General features: G+C 72.7%; 21 protein-coding genes and 1 tRNA gene. 15 read left to right on the top strand and 7 right to left on the bottom strand.

Annotation, left to right across the window (positions count from 1 at the left end):
• Positions 1–26 precede the first annotated feature (26 nt).
• Positions 27–980 carry a DUF6474 family protein gene (locus EV383_RS00515; protein ID WP_130288080.1) on the top strand — a complete coding sequence of 318 codons (954 nt, stop codon included), beginning with the start codon at positions 27–29 and terminating at the stop codon, positions 978–980.
• Between the two features lie 63 nt (positions 981–1,043).
• On the opposite strand, the gene EV383_RS00510 is transcribed toward EV383_RS00515, so the two are convergent.
• The 3 genes from EV383_RS00510 to EV383_RS00500 form a co-directional block, all read right to left on the bottom strand.
• Positions 1,044–2,456: a dihydrolipoyl dehydrogenase family protein gene (locus EV383_RS00510; RefSeq protein ID WP_130288079.1), complete on the bottom strand. Its 1,413-nt coding sequence runs from the start codon at positions 2,454–2,456 to the stop codon at positions 1,044–1,046.
• Positions 2,457–2,523: 67 nt separating this feature from the next.
• A complete protein-coding gene (locus tag EV383_RS00505; RefSeq protein WP_130288078.1) occupies positions 2,524–3,186 on the bottom strand; it encodes an NAD(P)H-binding protein in 663 nt (220 codons plus the stop codon).
• A gap of 10 nt (positions 3,187–3,196) precedes the next feature.
• Positions 3,197–3,670 (bottom strand): DUF4442 domain-containing protein, encoded by a 474-nt coding sequence (locus EV383_RS00500; RefSeq protein WP_130288077.1) that lies wholly within the window; start codon positions 3,668–3,670, stop codon positions 3,197–3,199.
• A gap of 226 nt (positions 3,671–3,896) precedes the next feature.
• Between EV383_RS00500 and EV383_RS00495 the strand changes: the two genes are divergently transcribed.
• The 4 genes from EV383_RS00495 (at position 3,897) to EV383_RS00480 (ending at position 7,316) form a co-directional block, all read left to right on the top strand.
• Positions 3,897–4,925 carry an NAD(P)-dependent alcohol dehydrogenase gene (locus tag EV383_RS00495; protein WP_130288076.1) on the top strand — a complete coding sequence of 343 codons (1,029 nt, stop codon included), beginning with the start codon at positions 3,897–3,899 and terminating at the stop codon, positions 4,923–4,925.
• A 74-nt stretch (positions 4,926–4,999) separates the two neighbouring features.
• Positions 5,000–6,019: an amidohydrolase family protein gene (locus EV383_RS00490; RefSeq protein WP_130288075.1), complete on the top strand. Its 1,020-nt coding sequence runs from the start codon at positions 5,000–5,002 to the stop codon at positions 6,017–6,019.
• Positions 6,016–6,738 (top strand): iron-sulfur cluster assembly protein, encoded by a 723-nt coding sequence (locus EV383_RS00485; RefSeq protein ID WP_130288074.1) that lies wholly within the window; start codon positions 6,016–6,018, stop codon positions 6,736–6,738. The genes EV383_RS00490 and EV383_RS00485 overlap by 4 nt, the downstream gene beginning before the upstream one ends.
• 71 nt (positions 6,739–6,809) lie before the next feature.
• The gene (locus EV383_RS00480) at positions 6,810–7,316 is read left to right on the top strand and encodes an ester cyclase (RefSeq protein ID WP_165438183.1); all 507 of its coding nucleotides are present in this window, start codon (positions 6,810–6,812) and stop codon (positions 7,314–7,316) included.
• Positions 7,317–7,408: 92 nt separating this feature from the next.
• Here the strand turns inward: EV383_RS00480 and EV383_RS00475 are convergent, their stop codons facing one another.
• Together EV383_RS00475 and EV383_RS00470 are read right to left on the bottom strand one after the other, a co-directional pair.
• Positions 7,409–8,227, bottom strand: coding sequence for a class I SAM-dependent methyltransferase (locus tag EV383_RS00475; protein ID WP_130288072.1), 819 nt, complete (start codon positions 8,225–8,227; stop codon positions 7,409–7,411).
• A gap of 83 nt (positions 8,228–8,310) precedes the next feature.
• A complete protein-coding gene (locus EV383_RS00470) occupies positions 8,311–9,447 on the bottom strand; it encodes a 5-methyltetrahydropteroyltriglutamate--homocysteine S-methyltransferase (RefSeq protein WP_130288071.1) in 1,137 nt (378 codons plus the stop codon).
• A gap of 112 nt (positions 9,448–9,559) precedes the next feature.
• On the opposite strand from EV383_RS00470, the gene EV383_RS00465 reads away from it, so the two are divergent.
• Positions 9,560–10,402, top strand: a complete 843-nt coding sequence (locus EV383_RS00465) for an LLM class F420-dependent oxidoreductase (protein ID WP_130288070.1) — start codon at positions 9,560–9,562, stop codon at positions 10,400–10,402.
• Positions 10,403–10,413: 11 nt separating this feature from the next.
• Here EV383_RS00465 and EV383_RS00460 read toward each other — a convergent pair whose 3' ends face one another.
• Entirely contained in the window at positions 10,414–11,196 is a 783-nt protein-coding gene (locus EV383_RS00460) for an IclR family transcriptional regulator (protein WP_130288069.1), read from the bottom strand.
• A 66-nt stretch (positions 11,197–11,262) separates the two neighbouring features.
• Between EV383_RS00460 and EV383_RS00455 the strand changes: the two genes are divergently transcribed.
• Entirely contained in the window at positions 11,263–11,919 is a 657-nt protein-coding gene (locus EV383_RS00455; protein ID WP_207223386.1) for a nucleoside/nucleotide kinase family protein, read from the top strand.
• 109 nt (positions 11,920–12,028) lie between these two features.
• On the opposite strand, the gene EV383_RS00450 is transcribed toward EV383_RS00455, so the two are convergent.
• A tRNA-Leu gene (locus tag EV383_RS00450) sits at positions 12,029–12,111 on the bottom strand.
• A gap of 148 nt (positions 12,112–12,259) precedes the next feature.
• Here EV383_RS00450 and EV383_RS00445 point away from each other — a divergent pair.
• The 8 genes from EV383_RS00445 to EV383_RS00410 all read left to right on the top strand — a co-directional run bounded on the left by EV383_RS00445 (position 12,260) and on the right by EV383_RS00410 (position 23,082).
• Positions 12,260–13,600, top strand: a complete 1,341-nt coding sequence (locus EV383_RS00445; protein WP_130288068.1) for a DUF3662 and FHA domain-containing protein — start codon at positions 12,260–12,262, stop codon at positions 13,598–13,600.
• Between the two features lie 122 nt (positions 13,601–13,722).
• On the top strand, positions 13,723–14,184 hold the full coding sequence (locus EV383_RS00440; RefSeq protein ID WP_130288067.1) for an FHA domain-containing protein FhaB/FipA: 462 nt from the start codon (positions 13,723–13,725) through the stop codon (positions 14,182–14,184).
• Positions 14,185–14,274: 90 nt separating this feature from the next.
• Positions 14,275–15,615 (top strand): PP2C family protein-serine/threonine phosphatase, encoded by a 1,341-nt coding sequence (locus EV383_RS00435; RefSeq protein WP_130288066.1) that lies wholly within the window; start codon positions 14,275–14,277, stop codon positions 15,613–15,615.
• On the top strand, positions 15,615–17,093 hold the full coding sequence (locus tag EV383_RS00430; RefSeq protein ID WP_130288065.1) for an FtsW/RodA/SpoVE family cell cycle protein: 1,479 nt from the start codon (positions 15,615–15,617) through the stop codon (positions 17,091–17,093). Before EV383_RS00435 ends, EV383_RS00430 begins: the two co-directional genes overlap by 1 nt.
• On the top strand, positions 17,090–18,559 hold the full coding sequence (locus EV383_RS00425) for a peptidoglycan D,D-transpeptidase FtsI family protein (RefSeq protein ID WP_130288064.1): 1,470 nt from the start codon (positions 17,090–17,092) through the stop codon (positions 18,557–18,559). Before EV383_RS00430 ends, EV383_RS00425 begins: the two co-directional genes overlap by 4 nt.
• Before the next feature lie 25 nt (positions 18,560–18,584).
• Positions 18,585–20,288, top strand: a complete 1,704-nt coding sequence (locus tag EV383_RS33005) for a protein kinase domain-containing protein (RefSeq protein ID WP_130288063.1) — start codon at positions 18,585–18,587, stop codon at positions 20,286–20,288.
• Between the two features lie 105 nt (positions 20,289–20,393).
• A complete protein-coding gene (gene pknB / locus EV383_RS00415; protein WP_130288062.1) occupies positions 20,394–22,397 on the top strand; it encodes a Stk1 family PASTA domain-containing Ser/Thr kinase in 2,004 nt (667 codons plus the stop codon).
• A gap of 49 nt (positions 22,398–22,446) precedes the next feature.
• Entirely contained in the window at positions 22,447–23,082 is a 636-nt protein-coding gene (locus tag EV383_RS00410) for an aminodeoxychorismate/anthranilate synthase component II (RefSeq protein ID WP_130288061.1), read from the top strand.
• Positions 23,083–23,177 lie beyond the last annotated feature (95 nt).

Raw genomic sequence — 23,177 nt, 5'->3', positions numbered from 1 at the left:
TGTCGTCGATCGCGGAAGGACAGCACATGGGACTGCTGCGCAGGAAGCCGAGTGCGGGTGAGCGTGCCGCCGAGGCGACCCGGGAGGCGGCGGTCACCGCTTCCGAGAACGTCCAGCACGCCGTCGGCACCGCGGCCGAGCACGTGCAGGGGGCCATCGGTACCGCGTCGGTCCGTGTGCGCGAGGCCGCCGACGCGACCCGCGAGCGGGCCGACGCGGCCGCCGGGAAGCTGAGCAGGAAGGCCGAGAAGGCGCGCGCACGGGCCGAGGCCGCGGGCAAGCGTGCGGACAAGGCCACCCGCAAGGCCGGCAAGCGCGCCAAGACGGCGAGCAAGCGTGCCCGTAAGGCCGCCGGCAACGCGACCACGCAGGTAGGGGGAACGGTGGACAAGGCGAGCCTCAAGGCCGACCACAAGATCGCGAAGATGCAGGCGAAGGCCGAGAGCGGTGCGCGCAGGGCCGAGGCCAAGGCGCAGAACAACGCGACGAAGGCCCAGCTCAAGAGCGAGCAGAACCAGCTCAAGCAGGCCGAGCGCGAGCGTCAGGCCCGGGAGTGGAACGCGGCCAAGGCCAAGCGCTACCTGGCCATCGGCAAGCTCGTCGCGCCGCTGCTGGCCCCGTACGCGGTGGCCGCGGCGGGCACGCTGCGCCACCGCTGGGACGACCACCGCTCGCGAAGGCTGGGCGTCTCCACCGAGGAGCTCGGCAGCTACAGCGGCCGCGGCGGGCAGCTGCACTCTCGGATCTCGCGGATCGCCCGCTCGCTCGACGAGCTCGAGTCCGACGGCACGACCGGGCGCAACGCCGACGCCAAGCGTTTCGTCGAGGCCACCCGCCCGCGCCTGCACGACTTCGCGGCCGCCGTCCGGGCCGCCGAGCAGATGCCCGCGCAGCGCCGCAAGACGGCCTACCGGGCCGTCTCGCACGACCTGGACCGGATCGAGGTCGAGCTGCTCTCGTTCCTCGGCATCCGCGCCTGAGACCGGCTCCGCGTCCGGGCCGGTGACACCGGCCCGGACGCCGCCGTTCCGGCGAGCCGGGGCTCAGCCCGCGCGGTAGGCCTCGAGCAGCCGCAGCCACACCTCGCTGATCGTCGGGAACACCGGCACCGCGTGCCACAGCCGCGACAGCGGCACCTCGCCGACGACGGCGATCGTCGCCGCGTGCACCATCTCGGCGACGTCCTGGCCGACGAACGTCAGACCGACGACGATCTCCCGCTCGGTGTCGACCACCATCACCGCGCGCCCGGCGTAGTCGTCGGAGTGCAGCGACGAGCCCGCGACCGCGATGTCGATCTCCACCGCGCGCGACGGGATGCCCTGCTCGTGGGCCTGCGCCGCGGTCAGGCCGACGGCGGCGACCTCCGGGTCGGTGAACACGACCTGCGGCACCGACCGGTGGTCGGCGGTGGCGGCGTGCTCGCCCCACGGCCCGGTCGCCGGCGTCGTCCCGGCCGCGCGGGCGACGATCGCGTTGGCCGCGATCCGCGCCTGGTACTTGCCCTGGTGGGTGAGCGGGGCCCGGCCGTTGACGTCGCCGACGGCGTAGAGCCACTCCCCCGCCACGCCGGTGACCAGGCCGGAGTCGTCCACGGCGAGCTCGTCCGGGTCGACCCCGACGGTGTCCAGCCCGGCGTCCAGGCTGGCCGGACGGCGACCGGTGGCGACCAGCAGCTCGTCCACGTCGATCGTGTCGGGGCCCGCGGTCAGCCGGATCGCGTCGCCGGACGGGGCCACCTCGTCCAGACCCTGGTTCAGGCGGACGTCCACGCCCGCCTCGCGCAGCCCGGCGGCGACGCGCTCCCCGGCCACCGGCTCGGTCGAGGGCAGCAGGCGCTCACCCCGGTTGAACAGGGTGACCGTGGATCCCAGACGGGCGAACGCGAGCGCCATCTCGCAGCCGACGACACCGCCGCCGAGCACGCCCAGGCGCGGCGGGACGGCCTTGGCCGACGTCGCGTCGCGCGATCCCCAGGTCCGGACGTGGTCCAGGCCGGGCACCGGCGGCGGGACCGGGACGCTGCCGGTGGCCAGCACGACCGCGCGGCGGGCGTGCACCGTGCTCGTCGACCCGTCCGGTGCGGTGATCTCGACGGCGCGCTCGCCGGCGACCCGGCCGCGTCCGCGCAGCAGCGTGATCCCGGCGCCCTCGACCCAGGACACCTGCCCGTCGTCGGCCCAGTCGGAGGTGAACGACGTCCGCCGGGCGAGTACCGCGTCGACGTCGAAGTCCGCGGTGACGCCGGACAGGCGCCGGGCGTCGGCGACGGCCTGCGGGGTGCGCAGCAACGCCTTCGACGGGATGCACGCCCAGTAGGAGCACTCACCGCCGACCAGCTCGGACTCCACGATCGCGGCGCTGAGGCCGCCCTGGTTCGCGTAGTCCGCCGCGTTCTCCCCGACGGGCCCGCCGCCGATCACCACGACGTCGAAGGTCTGCTCGTTGTCGGTCATGGGACACGCCTTCCCGATAGCGGGGCGGTCCACGCCTGACCGCCCCCGACCGGGCGAGTGTGGTCGGTTACCTCGCCTGCGCGGCGACCGCCTCGCCGATCGGCTGCTCGCCGCCCCGCAGCTCGAGGGTGGTCCCGGCGGTGTACGGGGACTCCAGCAGGGCGGCCAGCACGGCGGCGGTGTCGTCGCGGGTGATGTCGCCGTAGTCCGCGGGCTCCGGGGTGAGCAGCACCTTCCCGGTACCCGGGTCGTCGGTGAGCCTGCCGGGACGCAGGATCGTCGCGTCCAGGTGCCGGTCGGCGCGGATCGCCTCCTCGGCCGCCTTCTTGGCCGCGATGTAGGCGGCCCACACCTCGCCGCGCTCCGGGTCCGGCTCGGCGTCCACGCCGGTCGCCGAGACCAGCAGGTAACGGCGGACGCCGGCCTTCGCCGCGGCGTCGGCGAGCAGGGTCGCCCCGGCACGGTCCACCGTGTCCTTGCGCTCCGCGCCGCTGTCCGGCCCCGCGCCGGCGGCGAACACCACGGCGTCCGCACCCTCGAGGTGCCCGGCGAGCTCGGCGATCGAGATCGTCTCCAGGTCCGCGACGACGGCCCGCGCACCCGTCGCCGTCACGTCGTCGGTGTGCCCGGGGTTGCGTACGAGCGACACCACCGTGTGTCCCTGACCGGCGAGCGTCGTCGCCAGCCGCAGAGCGATCTTGCCGTGTCCTCCTGCGATCACCACGTCCATACGGTCAACGCTAGACGGGGGCCGGGGCGTCCGCCCGATTCGGACGGAGCGTCCAGACGACGGTCATCCGGCTGGTCTCCCGACCGGACCCGTCGGTGATCACGACGTCGACCGCGAACTCCGGCCGGGTACCGCCGTGCAGCTCGGCCAGGACCTCGTCCGCCGGACGGGTCAAGATCGCCTCGGCACGCAGGTCGCCCTTGGCGAGCCGGACGTACCCGATCTCCGAGCGCACGACGAGCGGCGTCGCCACCGCCCCGGCCGAGGCGAACGCGGCCAGACCCACCGCACCGGACGCCGTCTCGCCCAGCCCGAAGATCACCGCTGCGTGCGGTCCGCCGACGTGGTTGTGCTGGTCGGAGCGGTCCGGGAGGACCGCCACCGCCCGCTCGGTCGTGATCTCGCCGAACTCGACGCCGGCGGCGGTCACCCACGGCACCGCCGTCCTCATCGCCTCGGCCACCCAGCTCGCGTCGTCTGCCATGCCGTGATGTTACTGCTCGGTAGCGCAACGTCGAGGTCCGATATCCGCCGCTCAGAGACGTCCGTTTAGTCCCTTTTCGCAATCAGCGAGAATGGACCCCCTTGTACGTGAAGTGCGGTGGGATTGAGATCAGTGTGACCGCGGGCACGCACCGGCAGTCCCGAATGCCGCCCACCGCTCCCACCTCATGCGCACCGCCGCGCATACGAAGCCAGGAGGTACTCACGTGAAGGCCGTGCGGGTACACGGGTACCAAGAGGACCCGAAGCTCGACGACATCCCCGAGCCGAAGCTCCAGGGTCCCCTCGACGTGATCATCAAGGTCGGCGGGGCCGGCGTGTGCCGCACCGACCTGCACATCATCAACGGGGACTGGAAGGACATCCAGAACCCGGACCTGCCGTACGTCATCGGCCACGAGAACGCGGGCTGGGTGCACGAGGTCGGCGAGGGCGTCACCAACGTCAAGGTGGGCGACACCGTCATCCTGCACCCGCAGCCGTCCTGCGGCCTGTGCGTGATGTGCCGCTACGGCCGCGACATGCAGTGCACCGGCGACGCGTTCTTCCCCGGCCTGTCCAACAACGACGGCGGCATGGCCGAGTACCTGCGGACCACGGCCCGGGCGTGCGTGAAGCTGAACCCGGAGACCAACCCGGCCGACGTCGCCGCGCTGGCCGACGCGGGCATCACGGCCTACCACGCGGTGCGCAAGGCCGTCCCGCTGCTCTTCCCGGGCACCACCGCGGTCGTGCAGGGCGCCGGCGGCCTCGGCCACATCGGCATCCAGGCCCTCGCCGCTCTGACCGCCACCAAGATCATCGTGGTGGACAAGAACCCGGCCGCCCTCGAGCTGGCCAAGCAGATCGGCGCGGACGAGACCGTCGTCGCCGACGGCAACCACGTCGCCGCGGTGCAGGAGCTCACCGGAGGCGGCGCCACCGTGGTGTTCGACTTCGTCGCCGAGCAGGGTGCGGAGCTCGACGCCTGGCAGATGACCGGCCCGGCCGGCTACCAGTTCATGCTCGGCTACGGCGGCGAGTTCACGGCCCCGACGCTGGACTTCGTGGCCGGCGAGAAGAACGTGATCGGCAACATCGTCGGCACCTACAACGACCTCGCCGAGCTGATGGTCCTGGCCCAGGCCGGAAAGGTCACGCTGCACACCAAGCAGTACCCGCTGGACTCGGCGCTGGACGCCCTGCACGACCTGGACGCGGGCAAGGTCCGCGGCCGGGCGATCCTCGTCCCCTGATCTGTACGCACGTCCGTTCGAGAGCTCCTACCCACCACCGAACAGCGCGCACGCGCTGACGCAGGAGGAATGTCATGTACGAGAAGGATGGCGAGAAGTACTTCGTCGTTGACTCCCACAGCCACTTCTGGGACGCGTCCAAGGAGAACTGGGTCAAGGGAGCCGAGCAGTACGCCAAGGGCTGGATCGACTGCTTCTACGGCTACCACCAGCTCGGCCCGCCCGAGACCCACTGGGACTGGGAGAAGTTCCTCAAGGTCACGCCCGAGGACTTCGACCGGGACATGTTCCAGGAGGGTCACGTCGACTACGCGATCTTCCAGTCGACCTACCTGCGCGAGTGGTACGCCGAGGGCTTCAACACCGTCGCGCAGAACGCGCAGACGCTGGAGAAGTGGGGCGAGAAGCTGATCGTCAACGGGCGCTTCGACCCGCGTGACGGCCAGAAGGGCCTCGACGAGTTCGACGCCGACATGGCGAAGTACAACCACAAGGGCATCAAGCTCTACACCGCGGAGTGGAACGGCGACTCGCGCGGCTTCAAGCTGACCGACCCGGAGTGCTACAAGTTCCTGCAGCACGCCCAGGACGCCGGCGTGAAGAACGTCCACATCCACAAGGGCCCGACCATCTGGCCGCTGGACAAGGACGCGTTCGACGTCGCCGACGTCGACCACGCGGCCACCGACTTCCAGGACCTGAACTTCATCGTCGAGCACGTGGGCCTGCCGCGCATCGAGGACTTCTGCTTCATGGCGGTGCAGGAGCCCAACGTCTACGCCGGCCTCTCGGTCGTCGTCGGTGGCCTCATGCACGCCCGCCCGAAGTTCTTCGCCAAGGTCATGGGCGAGCTGCTGTTCTGGGTCGGCGAGGACAAGATGCTCTTCGGCGGTGACTACAACATCTGGACGCCGAAGTGGCAGGTCGAGGGCCTGGTCGACTGGCAGATGCCCGACGAGGACCAGTTCTCCGACTACCCGCGCCTGACCACGGCGTCGAAGAAGAAGATCCTGGGCCTCAACGCCGCGCGCCTGTACGACATCCCGGTTCCGGCCGAGCTGCAGCTGCAGGACGAGGCGGTGGCGCAGGCATGACCGCCCGGCCTGTCGACCGGCAGGCCGTGTGGACCGCGCTGGGGACGGTGCTCGACCCGGAGTTGGACGAGCCCATCACGGACCTCGACTTCGTCGAGTCGTGCACCGTCTCGCCCGACGGGGTGGTCTCCGTCGGGCTGCGGTTGCCCACGTTCTTCTGCGCGCCGAACTTCTCGTTCCTGATGGTCGCCGACGCCTACGACGCGGTGTCGGCGGTCCCCGGGGTCACCCGTGCCGAGATCGTCCTGGCCGACCACCACGCCTCCGCCGAGATCAACGGCGGGGTCGCGGCACAGGCCGGCTTCGTGGGGTCGTTCGAGGGCTCCTACCAGGGCGAGGCCACGGCCGAGCTCGACGAGCTGCGGCACACGTTCATCTCGAAGTCCGCGATGGCCGGCCAGGACCGGGTCGCCCGGCCGCTGGTCGACATCGGGGTCGGTCCGGACGAGCTCGCCACGATGACACTGGGCGAGGTCGTCGGCACCGTCGCCGACACCGTGGAGCTCACGCGGCTCCGAGAGCGTCGGGAGCGGGTCGGGCTCCCGGCCGGCGACGACGCCCCGCTGCTCCTGCACGCCGACGGCAGCAGGGTCACGACCGAGCAGGTGCCGTTGCACCTGCGTCGGGCGCGGCTGCAGCGGGTCGGGATCGAGACGAACGGCGAGTACTGCAAGTCACTGCTGGCGCTGCGCTACGCCCCGGAGGCGGTCGCGCACTAGAGCCGGTACGACCGTGGCCCCATGGCGGGCCCCCACCCGGGGGCATGCTGTGGGGCCACGGCACGTTCGCGATGGGAGACGACTCGATGACGCCCGGCATGCAGGTCCTGATGAAACAGATGGAGGAGCTGCGGGACCGGTTCTGCTCCGACCTGTTCGACCGTCGTGACGCCGACGCCGCGGCGGCGGCGATGGCCGTCGGCGGGAGCGTGCAGGAGGTCCCGAGCGGGGCCGGCGGCACCGGCGCCGACGACGTCCACCGCTACCTCTCGCAGGACTTCCTCCCGCACCTGCCGCCGGACCTGACCCACGAGCGGCTGTCCCGCACCCTCGACACCCGCAAGCTCGTCGACGAGGTCGAGTTCTCCTTCACCCACGACCGGGAGCTGCCCTGGCTGCTGCCCGGCGTCGCACCGACCGGCCGGCAGGTGACGGTGCTCGCGATGTCGCTGGTGCGGATCCGGCAGAACAAGATCGACGCGGTGCGCACGCTCTGGGACGAGGCCGGCCTGCGCCGCGCCCTGGGCGTCGACACCCTCGGTGCGACGGGCGCGCACCGCCCCTCCTCCGCCGCCTGACCCCGAGCTCGCATCCCGCCGGTCGCGGCACTCATGGCGCATTCGTGCGGCGACGCGGCACGAATGCTCCACGAGTGGGCCCGGCCGAGGGCTCAGTCCCCGGCCGGGGCGGCGTCGAGGACGCGGAACGTGTTGTGCAGCCGGTAGCCGTCACCGTCGCGGAAGCGCTCCAGGCCGGTCAGCAGGGCCCGCTTCACCGCCCGGGGGCCGCCGGTCGAGCGCATCACCGCGCGACGTCCGAGCGCGGAGTCCAGGACCGGGCCGACCAGCTCGTCGGCGTCGGCGTAGTCGAACGTGCACACGACCTCGTGCAGGTCCCGCACCGCGAGCCCGGCCAGGCCCGCCACCTTGCGCAGGCGGTCCGGCTCGGTCAGCGGAGGCGGTCCTCCCCCGGACCGTCCCGGCCGCGCCGGTGTGGATGCGCAGCCCGGCGACGACGAGCCGCCGAGACCGGACGGCCGTCGCCCCTCCGCCGGCGCGGGAGCACCCGGCAGGAACGGGGCCAGCGCCCGGCCGAACTCGCCGACGTCGCACTCCTCCGGGCGTCCCCAGACCGTCGCCCGCACCCGGCCGCCCGGCTCGCACACCCGTGCCGCCTCCCGGAGCGCGACGATCGGGTTGGTCACGTGCGCGAGCACCTGCACGAGCGTGACCTGGCCGAACGCGTCGTCCGGCCAGGGCAGGTCGTGGGCGTCGGTCAGGCGCAGATCGACGCCCGGGAGCTCGCGCTCGGCCACGGCGAGGGCGGACCGGTCGGTGTCGGCGCCGCTGACCGTCCACCCGCGCGCGGCCGCGAACGCGGTGAACGTGCCCGCGCCGCAGCCGACGTCGAGCAGCGGTGCGCCGGGCTCCAGCCCGGACAGCACCTGCTCGTAGAGCGGCACACCCCAGCCGCGCGGGCCCTCGTCCATCGGGCGAGGCTAGCGCGCGGCAGGGTGGGGCCGGGCCTGCTCGTGACCCGCGAGCGACACCGGTGGTGCGGCCCGGCCCCGGCTCAGCCCCAGACGTCCGCGGCGACCTGTGCGATCAACGCCAGCTTGGCCTTCTCCTGGTCCACGCTCAGCGAGTTGCCCTCCACCGTGGAGGAGAACCCGCACTGCGGCGACAGGCAGAGCTGGTCGAGCGGGACGTACTTCGCGGCCTCGTCGATCCGGCGCTTGAGCGCGTCGGCGTCCTCGAGGTCGCCGGTCTTCGTGGTGACCAGCCCGAGCACGACCTGCTTGCCCTTCGGTACGAACCGCAGCGGCTCGAACCCGCCGGAGCGCTCGTCGTCGAACTCGCAGAAGAAGCCGTCCACGGCCAGCTCGCCGAACAGCGCCTCGGCCACGTGGTCGTAGCCGCCCTCGGCCGCCCAGGACGAGCGGTAGTTGCCGCGGCACATGTGGGTGGTGATCCACATGTCCGCCGGCCGGTCGGCGATCGCCGCATTGATCTGCTTGATGTAGCGCAGGTGCTGGGTCTCCGGGTCGTCGCCCTTCTCGGCGAGGTCGGCCCGGTGCGCGGGGTCGTTGAGGTAGGCCAGCGCCGTGTCGTCGAGCTGCAGGTAGCGGCAGCCGAGGCCGTGCATCGCGGCGATCTGGTCGGCGTAGGCGCCGGAGAGATCGGCCCAGAACTCCTCGAGGTCCGGGTAGACCTCCCGGTCGATCACGGCGGACCCGCCGCGGGCGTAGACCATGCTCGGCGACGGGATGGTGAGCTTCGGCGTCGCGGTGCGGACCTGCGAGGCGAGGTAGGAGAAGTCCTGCGCGAAGATCGGCTTCTCCAGCCCGACCTTCCCGGTCACCGCCATCCCGGCCGAGGTGAAGTTGTTCGCGCCGGAGGCGTTGCGCATCTTCACCTCCAGCTTGTCGCCGGTCTTGCTGATGCCGCCGAGGCGGTAGATGAAGTCCATGTGCCACGACGTGCGGCGGAACTCGCCGTCGGTGGCCGAGCGCAGGCCGATCTCCTCCTGCAGCGCGACGACGCCGGTGACCGCGGCGTCCTCGGCGGCGCGCAGGCCGGCGTCGTCGAGACGTCCGGCGGCGTGCTCGGCACGGGCCGCGAGCAGCTCCGGGGGCCGGAGCAGGCTGCCGACGTGGTCGGCGCGGAACGGCGGGTCGGTGCGGGTGAGGCTCTCCGTTGTGCCCTGCATGGGGGGAACGTATCGCCGCGGACGCATGACCGCCCCACGGTCTTCCGTCAGACGGAAAGACCGTCCGACGACGAGGCCCTCGGGCGGTCCGGCGGATGGGACAGTGATCGGCATGGACATCGGCGTCGTCACGTTCCTGACCGACTACGGCATCGCCCCGCTGGACCTGGCCCGCGGGGTCGAGGAACGCGGCTTCGAGTCGCTGTTCCTCACCGAGCACACCCACATCCCGGCGAGCCGCCGCTCCCCGTGGCCCGGCGGCGGCGACCTGCCGCGGCGCTACGCCCACACCTACGACCCGTTCGTCGCCCTCGGCGCGATGGCCGCGGTGACGGAGCGGGTGGTGCTCGGGACGGCGGTGTCGCTGGTCAACCAGCACCACCCGATCAACCTGGCCAAGGAGGTCGCGAGCCTGGACCGGATCGCGGGCGGCCGGTTCGAGTTCGGCGTCGGACCCGGGTGGAACGTCGAGGAGATGGAGCACCACGGGGTCGTGTCCGGGAGGAGGACCGCGGAGATGCTGGAGCGGCTCGAGGCGCTGCGGGCACTGTGGACGCAGGACGAGGCCGGGTTCGACGGCGAGTTCGTCTCGTTCTCCCCGGTGTGGTCCTACCCGAAGCCGACCCGCGTGCCGCCGGTGCTGATCGGCGGCGGCGGGCCGACGGTGCTGGACCGGGTCCTCTCGCACGGCGACGGCTGGATACCGCTGCGGGTGCGGGCCTCCGAGCTCGGCGCGTTCGCCGAGCGCACCGCCGAGCTGCAGCGCCGTGCCACCGACGCCGGCCGCGGGCACATCCCGGTGACGCTCTACGGCGCCGCACCGAAGGCGGCCGCACTGGCCTCCTACGCCGACGCCGGCGTCGACCGGGTGCTGTTCGAGCTGACCGACTCCGGTGACGACGCGGCCGCCACCCTCCGCGAGCTCGACGGCCTGGCCGAGCTCGTCCGCGCCTGAACCGGGCGGGCTCAGCCGGAGGCTGCGGCGCCGGGGCCGGAGAGCTGGCGGATCAGGGGCCCGGCCGCGTCGCGGACGGCGCGTTCGAGCTCCCAGCGCCGGGTGCCGAACTCCGCGCGGCTCACCGAGACCCCCAGGGCCGCGACCCGGCCGCCGGCGTGCAGCGGCAGCGCGATCCCGGCCGTGCCGCGCCGGAACTCCTCCACCTCCACGGCGACGCCGGCCGAGCGGACCCGCAGCAGCTCGCGGTCGATCAGGCGCCGCTCGGTCATCGTGTGCGCCGTCCGCGCCTCGGTGCCGGAGCGGGTGAGCACGTCGGCCAGGCGTCCGGGGTCCAGGTGCGCCAGCACGGCCTTGCCCAGCGCCGTCGCGTGCCCGGGGACGGGCTCGCCCACCCGGAGCCCGGGGACGCCCGGGTGCGCGGTGCAGGAGTCGGCGTGTGCGACCACCACATCGGTGTCGCGCAGCACCACCAGGTAGGTCGCGGCGCCGATCTCGGAGTGCAGCTCGCCGATCAGCTCACGCACCGCGAGCGGGGGCACGATCTGGTCGGTCAGGCCGCGGTAGAGGTCGACCACCCGGTAGCCCAGCCCGTAGCCGCGCACCGCGTGCAGCCGGACCAGGTAGCCCTCCTCGACCAGCGTGCCCAGCACCCGGTAGACCGTCGGCAGCGGTGTGGAGAGACGGCGGGCGATCGCCTTCGCCGTCACCCCGTCGCCGGCGTCCGCGACGGCCTCGACGATCCGCAGCGCACGCCGCAACGAGCCGCCTGCGCCGGGCTCGTCCGGGTTCACCCACCTAGTGTTGGTCACCCGCCGCGGCGGGACAAGGACCACGGAAGCCGAGGGAGGTACGCGCCGATGGCCGAGCGCCGAGCGGGAGGCGCGTTCCGCCCGATGGACGCGAGCGCGCTGGCCGACCACGTCACCGAACGGGCGTGCGGGCTCCCCGGGCGGGTGCGGGTGCTCGTCGACGGGCCCGCCCCCGCCGCACCCCGCGAGCTGGCCGACGACGTCGCGGAACGGGTGCGCCTGCGCGGGCGGGCGGCCGTGGTCGTCGACGCCGGGGACTACCTGCGCCCGGCGTCGGTGCGTCTGGAGCTCGGGCACACCGACCCGGACATGTTCCTCGACGGGTGGCTCGACGAGTCCGCCCTGCGACGCGAGGTGCTCGGCCCCGCGGCCGGCGACGGGTCCGGGATGGTGCTCCCGCGGCTGTGGGACGCCGACCGGGACCGGTCCTACCGGGACCGCCCGCAGCCGATCGGCGACGACGGAGTCGTGCTGCTGGCCGGCGCGCGGCTTCTCGGGCGCGGGCTGGACTGCGAGCTGACGGTCCACCTGCGGATGGCCGCCGCGGCGCTGGCCCGGCACCTGCCCGGCGACGACCGGTGGATGCTGGAGGCGTTCGCGCGCTACGAGGACGAGCGCGACCCGATCGGGTCGGCCGACGTCCTGGTGATGGCCGACCACCCGGATCGACGAGCGCTGCGTGACCGTGACAGCGGTCCGGGGTGAGGCGGATACTCGGAAGAGTGACCGCGTCCCGCGACCGTGCGATGGCGCCGGTGACCGGAACGGAGAAAGATCTCCCCCAGAGAGGAGGAGATCGAAGAGAGGTGATGTGTGGGCGAGGAGGGAGTTGAACCCTCACGTCCTTTCGGACACACGGACCTGAACCGTGCGCGTCTGCCATTCCGCCACTCGCCCTGGCGGAAGAAAAACTAGCACCCCCTGTAGAACGGTCCGCGCAGGGGGGTCGGCATCGGCGAACGTCCGGGGGTCGGCAGGCGCGGCGGGTAGCACAGATACGATCGGGGTCGTCATCGACACGCCGATTACGGACGGAGGAGATCGTTTGGGTCGCGTGGACCGCTTCGAGCGGCGTCTCCAAGGGATGGTCGGAGACGTTTTCGCGCGGGTCTTCGGAGGCAGTGTCGTCCCACAGGAAGTCGCACAGGCACTGCTGAGGGAAGCCGAGGACCACATCGAGCAGCTCGCCGGAGGACGCCTGCTGGCGCCCAACCGGTACACCGTGATGCTCAGTCCGTCCGATCTCGACCGGATGGCGGATGACCAGGACCAGATCATCCACAGCCTCTCGTCGCACGTCGCGACAGAACTCACCGACCAGGGATGGGATACCTACGGTGAGGTCGTAGTCTTTCTGGAGCGCTCCGAGGCGCTGCACACGGGACAGTTCCGCACCCGCTCGGCTGTCGACCCCGACGCTTCCCGTCGGGCCGCCATCAGAGCTCGCACCGCAGGAGAAGCACCCATGAGCCAGCAACCGGGCCACCCCGAGGAGAACGGGCAGTACGGCTACGACCGTGGCGCCCCCGGCGGATACGGCCAGCAGACCTACGCCCCTCCCGGGTACGAGCAGGAGCGCGGACAGCAGCAGGGCTACGGCCAGCAGCCCGGCTACGACCAGCAGGGCCAGGGCTACGGCGGCCAGCCCGGTTACGACCAGCAGGGCGGCTACGGCCAGCCCGGCTACGGCCAGCAGGGCTACGACCAGGGGCAGCAGGGCTACGGCCAGCAGCCCGGGTACGGCCAGCAGGGCTACGGCGGCGGCTACCCGCAGCAGGGCTACGACCAGGGCCAGGGTTACGACCAGGGCCAGGGCGGCTACGGCCAGCAGCCCGGTTACGGCCAGCAGGGCTACGACCAGGGCTACGACGGCGGCGGCTACCAGCAGGGCGGCTACGGCCAGCAGGGCTACGCCCAGCCCGGGTACGGCGGCCAGCAGCCCGGTTACGGCCAGCAGGGCTACGACCAGGGCTACGACGGCGGCGGCTACCAGCAGGGCGGGTACGGGCAGCAGCCCGGCTACGGCCAGCAGGGCGGCTACGACCAGGGCTACGACGGCGGCGGCTACCAGCAGGGCGGGTGGGGCGCGCAGCAGGCGCTCGCCGCGATGCTGATCCTCGACGACGGGTCGAACCGCAACTACCAGCTCGCCGAGGGCACCCACGTCATCGGCCGCGGCCAGGACTCGAACTTCCGGCTGCCCGACACCGGGGTCTCCCGGCGGCACCTGGAGGTCACCTGGGACGGCCAGGTCGCGACCCTGAACGACCTGGGGTCGACGAACGGGACCACCGTCAACAACAGCCCGGTGCAGAGCTGCCAGCTCACCGACGGCGACGTGATCCGGGTCGGGCACTCCAGCCTGGTCTTCCGGACCCAGGGCTGAGTCCGCCCGACACGGCGCAGCCTCCGGTCCACACGGGCCGGAGGAGAACGAACGCGAGGTCGCGGCGGCGGGCAGGGAGTCCCTGCGCCGTCGTCGGCCCCGAACCCGAAAGCGAGCGGTGAGTGCCGGAGCTGGTGCTTCAGCTGACCAGAGGTGGCTTCCTGGCCCTGCTCTGGTTGTTCGTGCTGCTCGCCCTGCAGGTGGTGCGGTCCGACCTGTACGCGGCCTCCGGGCTGCGTGCGGTCCTGCCCGGCCGTTCCCGCGGGAAGGTCAAGACCGGTGGGCGCAGCCGCGCGCCGCGGCAGCTCCTGGTCACCCAGGGCCCGCTGGCCGGCAGCCGGATCACGCTCGACTCCCGCCCGATCCTGATCGGACGGGCCGACGACTCGACCTTGAAGCTCGACGACGACTACGCCTCCACCAGGCACGCGCGGATCTCGCAGCAGGGCGAGGAGTGGTACGTCGAGGACCTCGGGTCGACGAACGGCACGTATCTCGAGCGGGCTAAGGTCACCGGGCCCACCCGGGTCCCGCTGGGGGTCCCGGTCCGCATCGGCAAGACGGTGATCGAGCTGCGATCATGACGATCCGATCATGGCCCCGAGGACGATCTCGAACATGACGGCGTCGCGACCGCCTGCACCACGAGCCCCGACCGAAGCCGGAGCCGCCCCGTGACATTGGTGCTGCGCTACTCGGCCCGCAGTGACCGCGGGCTGGTCCGGCAGAACAACCAGGACGCCGTCTACGCGGGTCCTCGTCTGCTGGCCCTGGCCGACGGCATGGGCGGCCACGCCGCCGGGGAGGTCGCGTCCTCCCTGGTCATCTCCGCCCTCGCCCCGCTCGACGACGACGTCCCCGGTGACGACCTGCTGGCCGAGCTGCGCGAGGCCACCCACGAGGGCAACGACGCGATCAGCCGGCACGTCGCCGACGCCCCGGACCTCGAGGGCATGGGCACGACGCTGACCGCGATCCTGTTCGCCGGCTCCCGGCTCGGCATGGTGCACGTCGGCGACTCCCGCTGCTACCAGCTGCGCGGTGACGACTTCGCCCAGATCACCAAGGACGACACGTTCGTCCAGTCGCTGATCGACGAGGGCCGGATCACCGAGGAGGAGGCGCACACGCACCCGCAGCGGTCGCTGCTGCTGCGCGCCATCACCGGCCAGGACGTCGACCCCAAGCTGACGATCCGCGAGGCCCGCGCCGGCGACCGGTACCTGCTCTGCTCGGACGGCCTGTCCGGCCCGGTCAGCGACGACACCCTGCGGGACACGCTGTTCGACTACCCCGACCCCCGCGAGTGCGCGGACCGGCTGATCGAGCTCGCCCTGCGCGGCGGCGGCCCGGACAACATCACCTGCATCGTGGCCGACGTCGTCGACGTCGACTACGGCGACGACGCCCCGATCATCGGCGGCTCGGCCGGGCGCAACCACCGCAGCGACTCCGGCGACTACGACGGCACGGCGCACAACACGTCGGCCTCCCGGGCGGCGGCGACCACGCTGCCGCGCACCGCGCCCGTCCGGATCGAGCCGGAGGCGCGCCCCCAGGAGCGGCGCAAGCGCGGGCTGCGGCCGGCCGCCGCCGTCCTCGGCGTGCTCGTCGTGCTGGGTCTCGGGGTGTGGCTGGCCCGCACGCTCGTCATGCAGCAGTACTACGTCGGGGTGGACCAGGAGAGGGTCGCGATCTACCAGGGGGTGCGCGGCTCCGTGCTGGGCATCCCGCTGCAGAACGTCGCCGAGACCTCCGACATCGACCTGAACGACCTGCCGCAGACCGTGCGCAGCCAGGTCACCGACGGGATCGTGTCCTCCGACGGGCAGGACGGCGCGCACAGCACGGTGGACCGGCTCCGGGCCCGTCTGCTCCCGCTCTGCGCGACGCTGAACCCGCCGCCGACGCCGGTCGTCACCCCGCCCCCCGCTCCCGGCGCGCCGCCGGTCACCACCACACCGCTGCCCGCGGTCAGGCCCGAGCCGGGGCAGAACTGCCGGCTGGCCGGCTGATGGCCGCGCCGACCGACGCCGCCCCCCAGCCCACCTCAGGAGCCCCCGGCGGCGACGCCCCGCCGTTGCCCACCGGGCGTGGGATCGAGCTGCTGCTGCTCGCCCTGGCCGCGGTGCTGACCACCGGTGCGCTCGTCCTCGTGGAGGCGAACCAGGAGCAGCAGCTGACGACGTCGCTGCTCTACCTGGGTGCGGCCTACCTGGTGCTGTTCACCGGCGCGCACCTCGCGGTGCGCCGCCTGGCCCCGTACGCGGACCCGCTGATCCTGCCCGCGGTCGCGCTGCTCAACGGCATCGGCCTGGTGATGATCCATCGGCTGGACCTGGCCAAGGCCGACCGCGCTCAGCTGCTCGGCCGGGAGATCCCGTCCGCGCTGGTGAGCCTGCAGGTCGGCTGGACGGTGCTGGGCCTGGCCCTGTTCGTCACGGTGCTGCTGCTCGTCAAGGACCACCGGACGCTGGCCCGCTACGGCTACACCGCCGGCTTCCTCGGGCTGGTGCTGCTGGCCATCCCGGGCGTCCTGCCGTCGTCGATCTCCGAGGTCAACGGCGCCAAGCTCTGGATCCGGATCCCCGGCGTCGGCGGCATCCAGCCCGGCGAGTTCGCCAAGATCCTGCTGATCATCTTCTTCGCCGCGTACCTGGTGCAGAAGCGCAACCTGCTCTCCACCGCGGGACGCCGGTTCCTCGGCATGGAGCTCCCCCGCGCCCGGGACCTCGCGCCGCTGCTGGCCGCGTGGGGGCTCTCGATCGGCGTGCTGGTGTTCGAGCGCGACCTGGGCAGCTCGCTGCTGTTCTTCGGCCTGGTACTGGTCCTGCTCTACACCGCCACCGAGCGGGTCTCCTGGATGATCATCGGTCTGTCGATCTTCGTCGGCGGCGCGGTGATCGCCTACCAGCTGTTCAACCACGTCCGGGTCCGCGTCGAGGTCTGGATCGACCCGTTCGCCGACTTCGACGGGTCGGGCTACCAGCTCGGGCAGGCGCTGTTCGGGATGGGCACCGGCGGCGTCGGCGGCAGCGGCCTGGGTGCCGGACGACCGGACCTGGTGCCCTTCGCCGAGTCCGACTTCATCTGGTCCTCGCTCGGCGAGGAGCTCGGCCTGATCGGGCTCGCCGCGATCCTGGTCATCTACCTGGTGCTGATCACCCGCGGGCTGCGCAGCGCGCTCGCCGTGCGGGACACGTTCGGCAAGCTGCTGGCCACCGGGCTGTCGTTCTCGGTCGCGCTGCAGATCTTCGTCGTCATCGGCGGGGTCACCAAGCTGATCCCGCTCACCGGCCTGACGCTGCCGTTCCTGTCCTACGGCGGCTCGTCGCTGGTTGCCAACTACGCGCTCGTCGCGATCCTGCTGCGGATCTCGCACGTGGCCCGCGCGCCGCTGCCCCGCCGTCCGGCCGCCCCGCGCGCGCCGATCGCCGAGGCCAGCACCGAGCTCGTGCAGCGCCCGCGTACCGACGCCGGAGGTGAGACGTGAACCGCCCCGTCCGCCGCGTCGCCCTCGCCGTGATGGTGATGGTCGTCGTCCTGCTCGGCAACGTCACCTACATCCAGGTGGTCAAGGCCGGGGAGTACCGCGACGACTCGCGCAACCAGCGGGTGCAGATCGACGAGTACTCGCGCCAGCGCGGGCAGATCACCGCCGGCAGCGACGTACTCGCGCAGAGCGTGGACACCGACAACCGGCTGCGCTATCAGCGCCAGTATCCGAACGGCCCGGCCTTCGCGCCGGTCACCGGCTACTTCTCCACCGTCTACGGGTCCACCGCCCTGGAGCGGTCCACCGACGAGGTGCTCAACGGCACCGACGACCGGCTGTTCGTCCGCCGGCTCTCGGACCTGATCACCGGGCGGGACCCGGCCGGCGGCAACGTCGCCACGACGATCGACCCGAACGTCCAGAAGCGGGCGTTCGAGGAGATGGACAGCAAGGGCTACACCGGTTCGGTGGTTGCGCTCGAACCCCAGACCGGCGACATCCTGGGCATGGTGTCCACCCCGTCGTACGACCCCAACCGTCTGGCCAGCGCCGACGCGGCCGAGCAGCAGCGTGCCTACCGGCAGTTCACGAACGAGGACCCGTCGGTGCTGTCCAACCGGGCGATCTCCGAGATCTATCCCCCGGGGTCGACGTTCAAGCTGGTCACCACAGCGGCGGCGCTGCAGAACGGGTTCACCCCGGACAGCCCGCTGACCGCGGCCCCGGTGCTGACGCTGTCGGACTCGACGACGACGCTGGAGAACTACGACGGCACGCCGTGCGGCACCGGCGCCACCGCCACCTTGCGCGACGCGCTCGCCCGCTCCTGCAACACCGCGTTCGCCCAGCTCGGCGGCGAGCTCGGCGCGGACAAGATGCGTGCCGAGGCCGAGGCGTTCGGGATCGGCCGGTCCGACCTGTCCATCCCGATGGGCGTCCAGGCGTCCTCGGTCGGCCCGATGTCGGACACGCCGTCGACCCAGCAGTCCGCGATCGGCCAGCGCGACGTCCGGCTGACCCCGCTGCAGAACGCGATGATCGCCGCCTCGATCGCGAACGGCGGCCAGACGATGGCCCCGCACCTGGTCAAGGAGATCCAGAGCCCGCAGCTCGACGTCGTCGACACCACCGAGCCGGACCGGATGACCCGGTCGATGCCGGCCGACGTGGCGTCCACCCTCACCGACCTGATGATCGGCTCGGAGAACCGGACGCAGGGCGGCGGAAAGATCACCGGCGTGCAGATCGCCTCCAAGACCGGTACCGCCGAGCACGGCACGGACCCGAAGAACACCCCGCCGCACGCCTGGTACGTCGCGTTCGCGCCGGCCCAGAACCCGAAGGTCGCGGTCGCGGTGCTGGTCGAGAACGGCGGCAACCGGGCCCTGGAGGCCACCGGTGGATCGGTGGCCGCGCCGGTCGGCCGCGCGGTCATCGCCGAGGCCCTGCGGGGGGCCCAGTGACCGCGGCAGTGGGCGGGACGGACGGATGAGCGTCCTCGCCGCGGGCCAGCTCATCTCCGAGCGCTACCAGCTCGACCGGCGGATCGCGGTCGGCGGGATGGGTGAGGTCTGGGAGGCCAAGGACACCCGGCTCGGACGCAGCGTCGCGGTGAAGGTGCTCAAGGCGGAGCTGTCCGACGACCCCGAGTTCCTGCACCGGTTCCGGATCGAGGCCCGCACGGTGGCCTCGCTGGACCACACCGGGATCGCCTCGGTGCACGACTACGGCGAGGACGACGGCCCGGCCGGCGGCGGGCGCACCGCCTACCTGGTGATGGAGCTCGTCCGCGGCGAGCCGCTCTCCAGCCGGATCAGCCGGGGCGCGATCCCGCCGCACGAGGCCCTCGACATCGTCGAGCAGTCCGCCCGCGCCCTGCAGGCCGCGCACGAGCGCGGGTTCGTGCACCGCGACGTCAAGCCCGGCAACATCCTGCTGCGCAACGACGGCGTGGTGAAGCTGACCGACTTCGGCATCGCCAAGGCCGCCGACGCCGTCCCGGTGACGCGCTCCGGCATGGTCATGGGCACCGCCCACTACATCGCCCCCGAGCAGGCCAGCGGCGACGAGGCCGGACCGGCCGGGGACGTCTACTCGCTGGGCATCGTCGGCTACGAGTGCCTGGCCGGGCAGCGCCCGTTCCGCGCCGAGAGCGCCGTGGCGGTGGCGATGATGCAGGTCCGCGACGACCCGCCGCCGCTGCCCGCCGACGTCCCGGAGCGGATCCGCGGGCTGATCTACTCGGTACTGGTCAAGGACCCGGCGCTGCGCTACGCCGACGGCGGCGAGTTCGCCGACGCCGTCGCGGCCGTCCGGCGCGGTGAGCGTGCCCCGGCCGCGGGCGCCGACCCCGAGGACAGCGCCGTGAACTCGACGACGCCGGCCCGGGCCATGCCGCCGCGCCGCTCGTCCGGGCAGCCGGGCGACGGGCCCGCCCCGAACACCCCGGCACCGTTCACCCCGGCGCCGAACACCCCGGCGCCGAACACCCCGGCACCGAACACCCCGGCACCGTTCACCCCGGCACCACGCCGCGGCGCGGCCCCCGGGACGTCCGCGCCGCGCGGTCCGGCACCGCAGAGCCCGCCCCGGGGCGGCCCGGGTGGGCCCCGGACCCCGCTGCCGCCCGGTCAGAACCCGCGCACGCCGGTCCCGCACGACCCGGGACCGCCGTCGTCGCCGCGGCACCGCGCGCTCGACGCCGGCAGCGGCCCCGTCACCCCGGGCCCGTACGCCTCGGGTCCGATGCCGGTCCGTCCGGCTCCCGGCGGGGAGCCCGCCGGCCGGGACCGGGTCGGCCCCGACGGCGGACGTGCCGCCGGCGGCACCCGACCGGCTCCACCGCGCCCGCCGCACGGTGACACGCGCTGGGACACGCGGGGGGACGCCCGCGGGGAGTCCCGCGCCGTCGAGCAGGCCCGGGGCACCGAGCACCCGTCCGGCCCGCTGGACGTCGCGCCGCGCCGGTCCGGGCGCAGCCGTGCCCTGCTGGCCGCCCTGTTCGTGATCCTCACGATCGCCGCGGTGCTGCTCGCCGTGATGATCCTGCGCGGAACGTCGCTCGGTGGGCTGACGGGCGGTTACCTCGTCGGTGCGCCCGGTACCGTGACCGGGTGGAAGGGCGACCGAACGGGACCGGCGGCAGTGATCATGCCGTCCGTCGCCGACCGCGTGGGGGTCGCGGTCCGGTGAGCCCACGCAGCAGGCGCCCCGGCGCAGACGGGTGTGCCGAAGAACCATGACCACACGTTCCGACCGGCATGATGAGTACGCCTCCAACCCCGGGAACCAGAACAGATGACGACACCCCGCCTGCTGTCCGAGCGATACGAGCTGGGCGGCACGCTCGGCTACGGCGGCATGGCCGAGGTGCACCACGGTCTCGACACCCGGCTCTCCCGGGACGTCGCGGTCAAGGTGCTGCGTGCCGACCTCGCCCGCGACCCCCAGTTCCAGCTCCGATTCCGTCGTGAGGCGCAGAACTCCGCGTCGCTGAACCACCCCGCGATCGTCGCCGTGTACGACACCGGCGAGATCGCCAGCGACTTCGGCCCGCTGCCCTACATCGTCATGGAGTTCGTCGACGGGCAGACGCTGCGCGAGATCGTCAAGACCACCGGGCCGCTGACCCAGCAGCGGGTCGTCGAGGTCATGGCCGACGTCTGCGCCGCCCTGGACTTCAGCCACCGCAACGGGATCATCCACCGCGACGTCAAGCCCGCGAACATCATGATCTCGACCGCCGGCGCGGTGAAGGTGATGGACTTCGGCATCGCCCGCGCCCTCGGCGAGGGGCAGAACGTCACGCAGACCGCGGCCGTCATCGGCACCGCGCAGTACCTGTCCCCGGAGCAGGCCCGCGGCGAGGCCGTGGACGCCCGCTCGGACGTCTACGCGGCCGGTTGCGTGCTGTTCGAGCTGCTCACCGGCGACCCGCCGTTCACCGGGGACACCCCGGTCGCGGTCGCCTACCAGCACGTCCGTGAGGACCCCAAGGCCCCGTCGCAGCTCAACCCCTCGATCCCGCCCGCGCTGGACGCGATCGTGCTCAAGGCGCTGAGCAAGAACCCGGCCAACCGCTACCAGTCCTCCGGCGAGATGCGCGCGGACCTGGTCCGCGTGCGCAACGGCGAGCCGGTCCTGGCGCCGATGGTGATGAGCGAGGACGAGCGCACCAGCCTCCTCGACGCGGACGCCACCGCCGCCGTCCCGACCCGGCGGGTCTACGCCGGCGCCGGACCGGCGACCGGCCGCCACACCATGCCCCCGGGCCACCCGGACGCCTACGAGGACGAGCCCCGGGGCGGGCGCGGCAAGAAGATCGGCATCTGGGTCGCGGTCCTGGCCGTGCTCGGCCTGCTCGGGTTCGTCGGCGTCCAGATGTTCACCACCTCCGGCCCGGCGACGGTGAACGTCCCGGACGTCCTGGGCCAGAACCCGGACCAGGCCCGGGCCGCGATCACCGGCGCGAGACTCCTGGTCGACATCCGGAACGAACCCTCGGACGTCGCCCAGGTCGGGAAGGTCAACCGGACCGAGCCCGGTGGTGGCAACGCCGTGGCCGAGAACAGCACGGTCACGCTGTTCGTCGGCACCGGACCCGCGAACGCGACGGTCCCGCAGCTGTCGGGCAAGACCGTCGACGAGGCCCGGCCGCTCCTGCAGCAGGCCGGCCTGCAGCTGGGTCAGCAGACCGAGCAGGAGACGTCCGACTCCAGCCAGATCGGCAAGATCATCTCCTCCACCCCCGGGCCGGGCGAGAGCGTCCCCGGCAACGGTGCCGTCGCCGTCGTCATCGGCAAGGAGCAGACCACCGTCGCGGTGCCGGACGTCAGCGGCCAGAGCGCGTCGCAGGCGCAGACGACGCTGCGCAACGCCGGCTTCACGTCGGTCACCACCAGCACGGTCGACGGGGGCGGCAGCGCCGGTTCGGTCGTCGGGACCAACCCCTCGGCCGGCAACCGGGTGTCGAAGAGCAGCACGATCACCCTGCAGATCAGCCGCGGGAACCAGAAGCAGGTCCCGGACGTCACGGGTCAGGACGTCGGCAGCGCGGTGAACCAGCTGCAGTCGGCCGGCCTGTCCTACCGCCTGCAGCAGCAGGAGACCTCGGACAGCTCGCAGTCCGGCAAGGTGATCTCCCAGACCCCGAGCGGCGGCTCGCAGGCCGGCGACGGGACCGAGGTCGTCCTCGTCGTCGGGACGAGCAGCAGTGGTGGCAGCGGGAGCGGCGGCGGTTCCGGGGACAGTGGCGACGGGAGCGGGGACAGCGGCTCCGGCAGCGGCTTCCCGTTCAACTAGCCTCGCCGGGGAGAACCACGGGAACGAGCGGGACGGGACGGGTCAAGCGATGCGGGTACTGGTCGTCGACAACTACGACAGCTTCGTCTACAACCTGGTCCAGTACCTCGCCCAGCTGGGCGTGGAGCCCGAGGTGCTGCGCAACGACGAGGTCGACCCGTCGGCCCTCGACGGCTACGGCGCGGTCCTCGTCAGCCCCGGCCCGGGAACACCGGAGCGTGCCGGGCGCAGCGTCGAGGTGATCCGCGCCGCGGCGGACCGCGGCCTCCCGCTGCTCGGGGTCTGCCTCGGGCACCAGGCGCTGGCCACGGCCTGGGGCGGCGTCGTCGAGCGCGCCCCAGAGCTGCTGCACGGCAAGACCTCGCTGGTGCACCACGACGGCGTCGGCGTGCTGCGTGCGCTGCCCTCGCCGTTCGTGGCGACCCGCTACCACTCGCTCACCATCGCCCCGGACTCGCTGCCGCCGGAGCTGCAGGTCACCGGCCGCACCGAGTCGGGCCTGATCATGGCCGTGCGGCACCGGGACCTGCCGATCGAGGGCGTCCAGTTCCATCCCGAGTCGGTCCTGACCCAGGGCGGGCACCGCCTGCTGGCGACCTGGCTCGCCGGAGCCGGGCACGCCGTCCCCGAGGCGACGGTGGACGCCCTGACGGCCGAGGTCGAGGAGCTCGTCGCGGGCGTCTGACCGGCACCGGTCCGACGCGCTCACTCCGCGGAGCACGACGTCCGGACCCATTCCGGCCGGTGTTCACGCTACGGTGATGGTGAAGCTCCCCCGGC

The sequence above is a fragment of the Pseudonocardia sediminis genome, assembly GCF_004217185.1.
Classification (GTDB): Bacteria; Actinomycetota; Actinomycetes; order Mycobacteriales; family Pseudonocardiaceae; genus Pseudonocardia; species Pseudonocardia sediminis.
The sequence above is the reverse complement of the archived record's forward strand: the minus strand, read 5'-3'. Positions and strand labels throughout refer to the sequence as shown.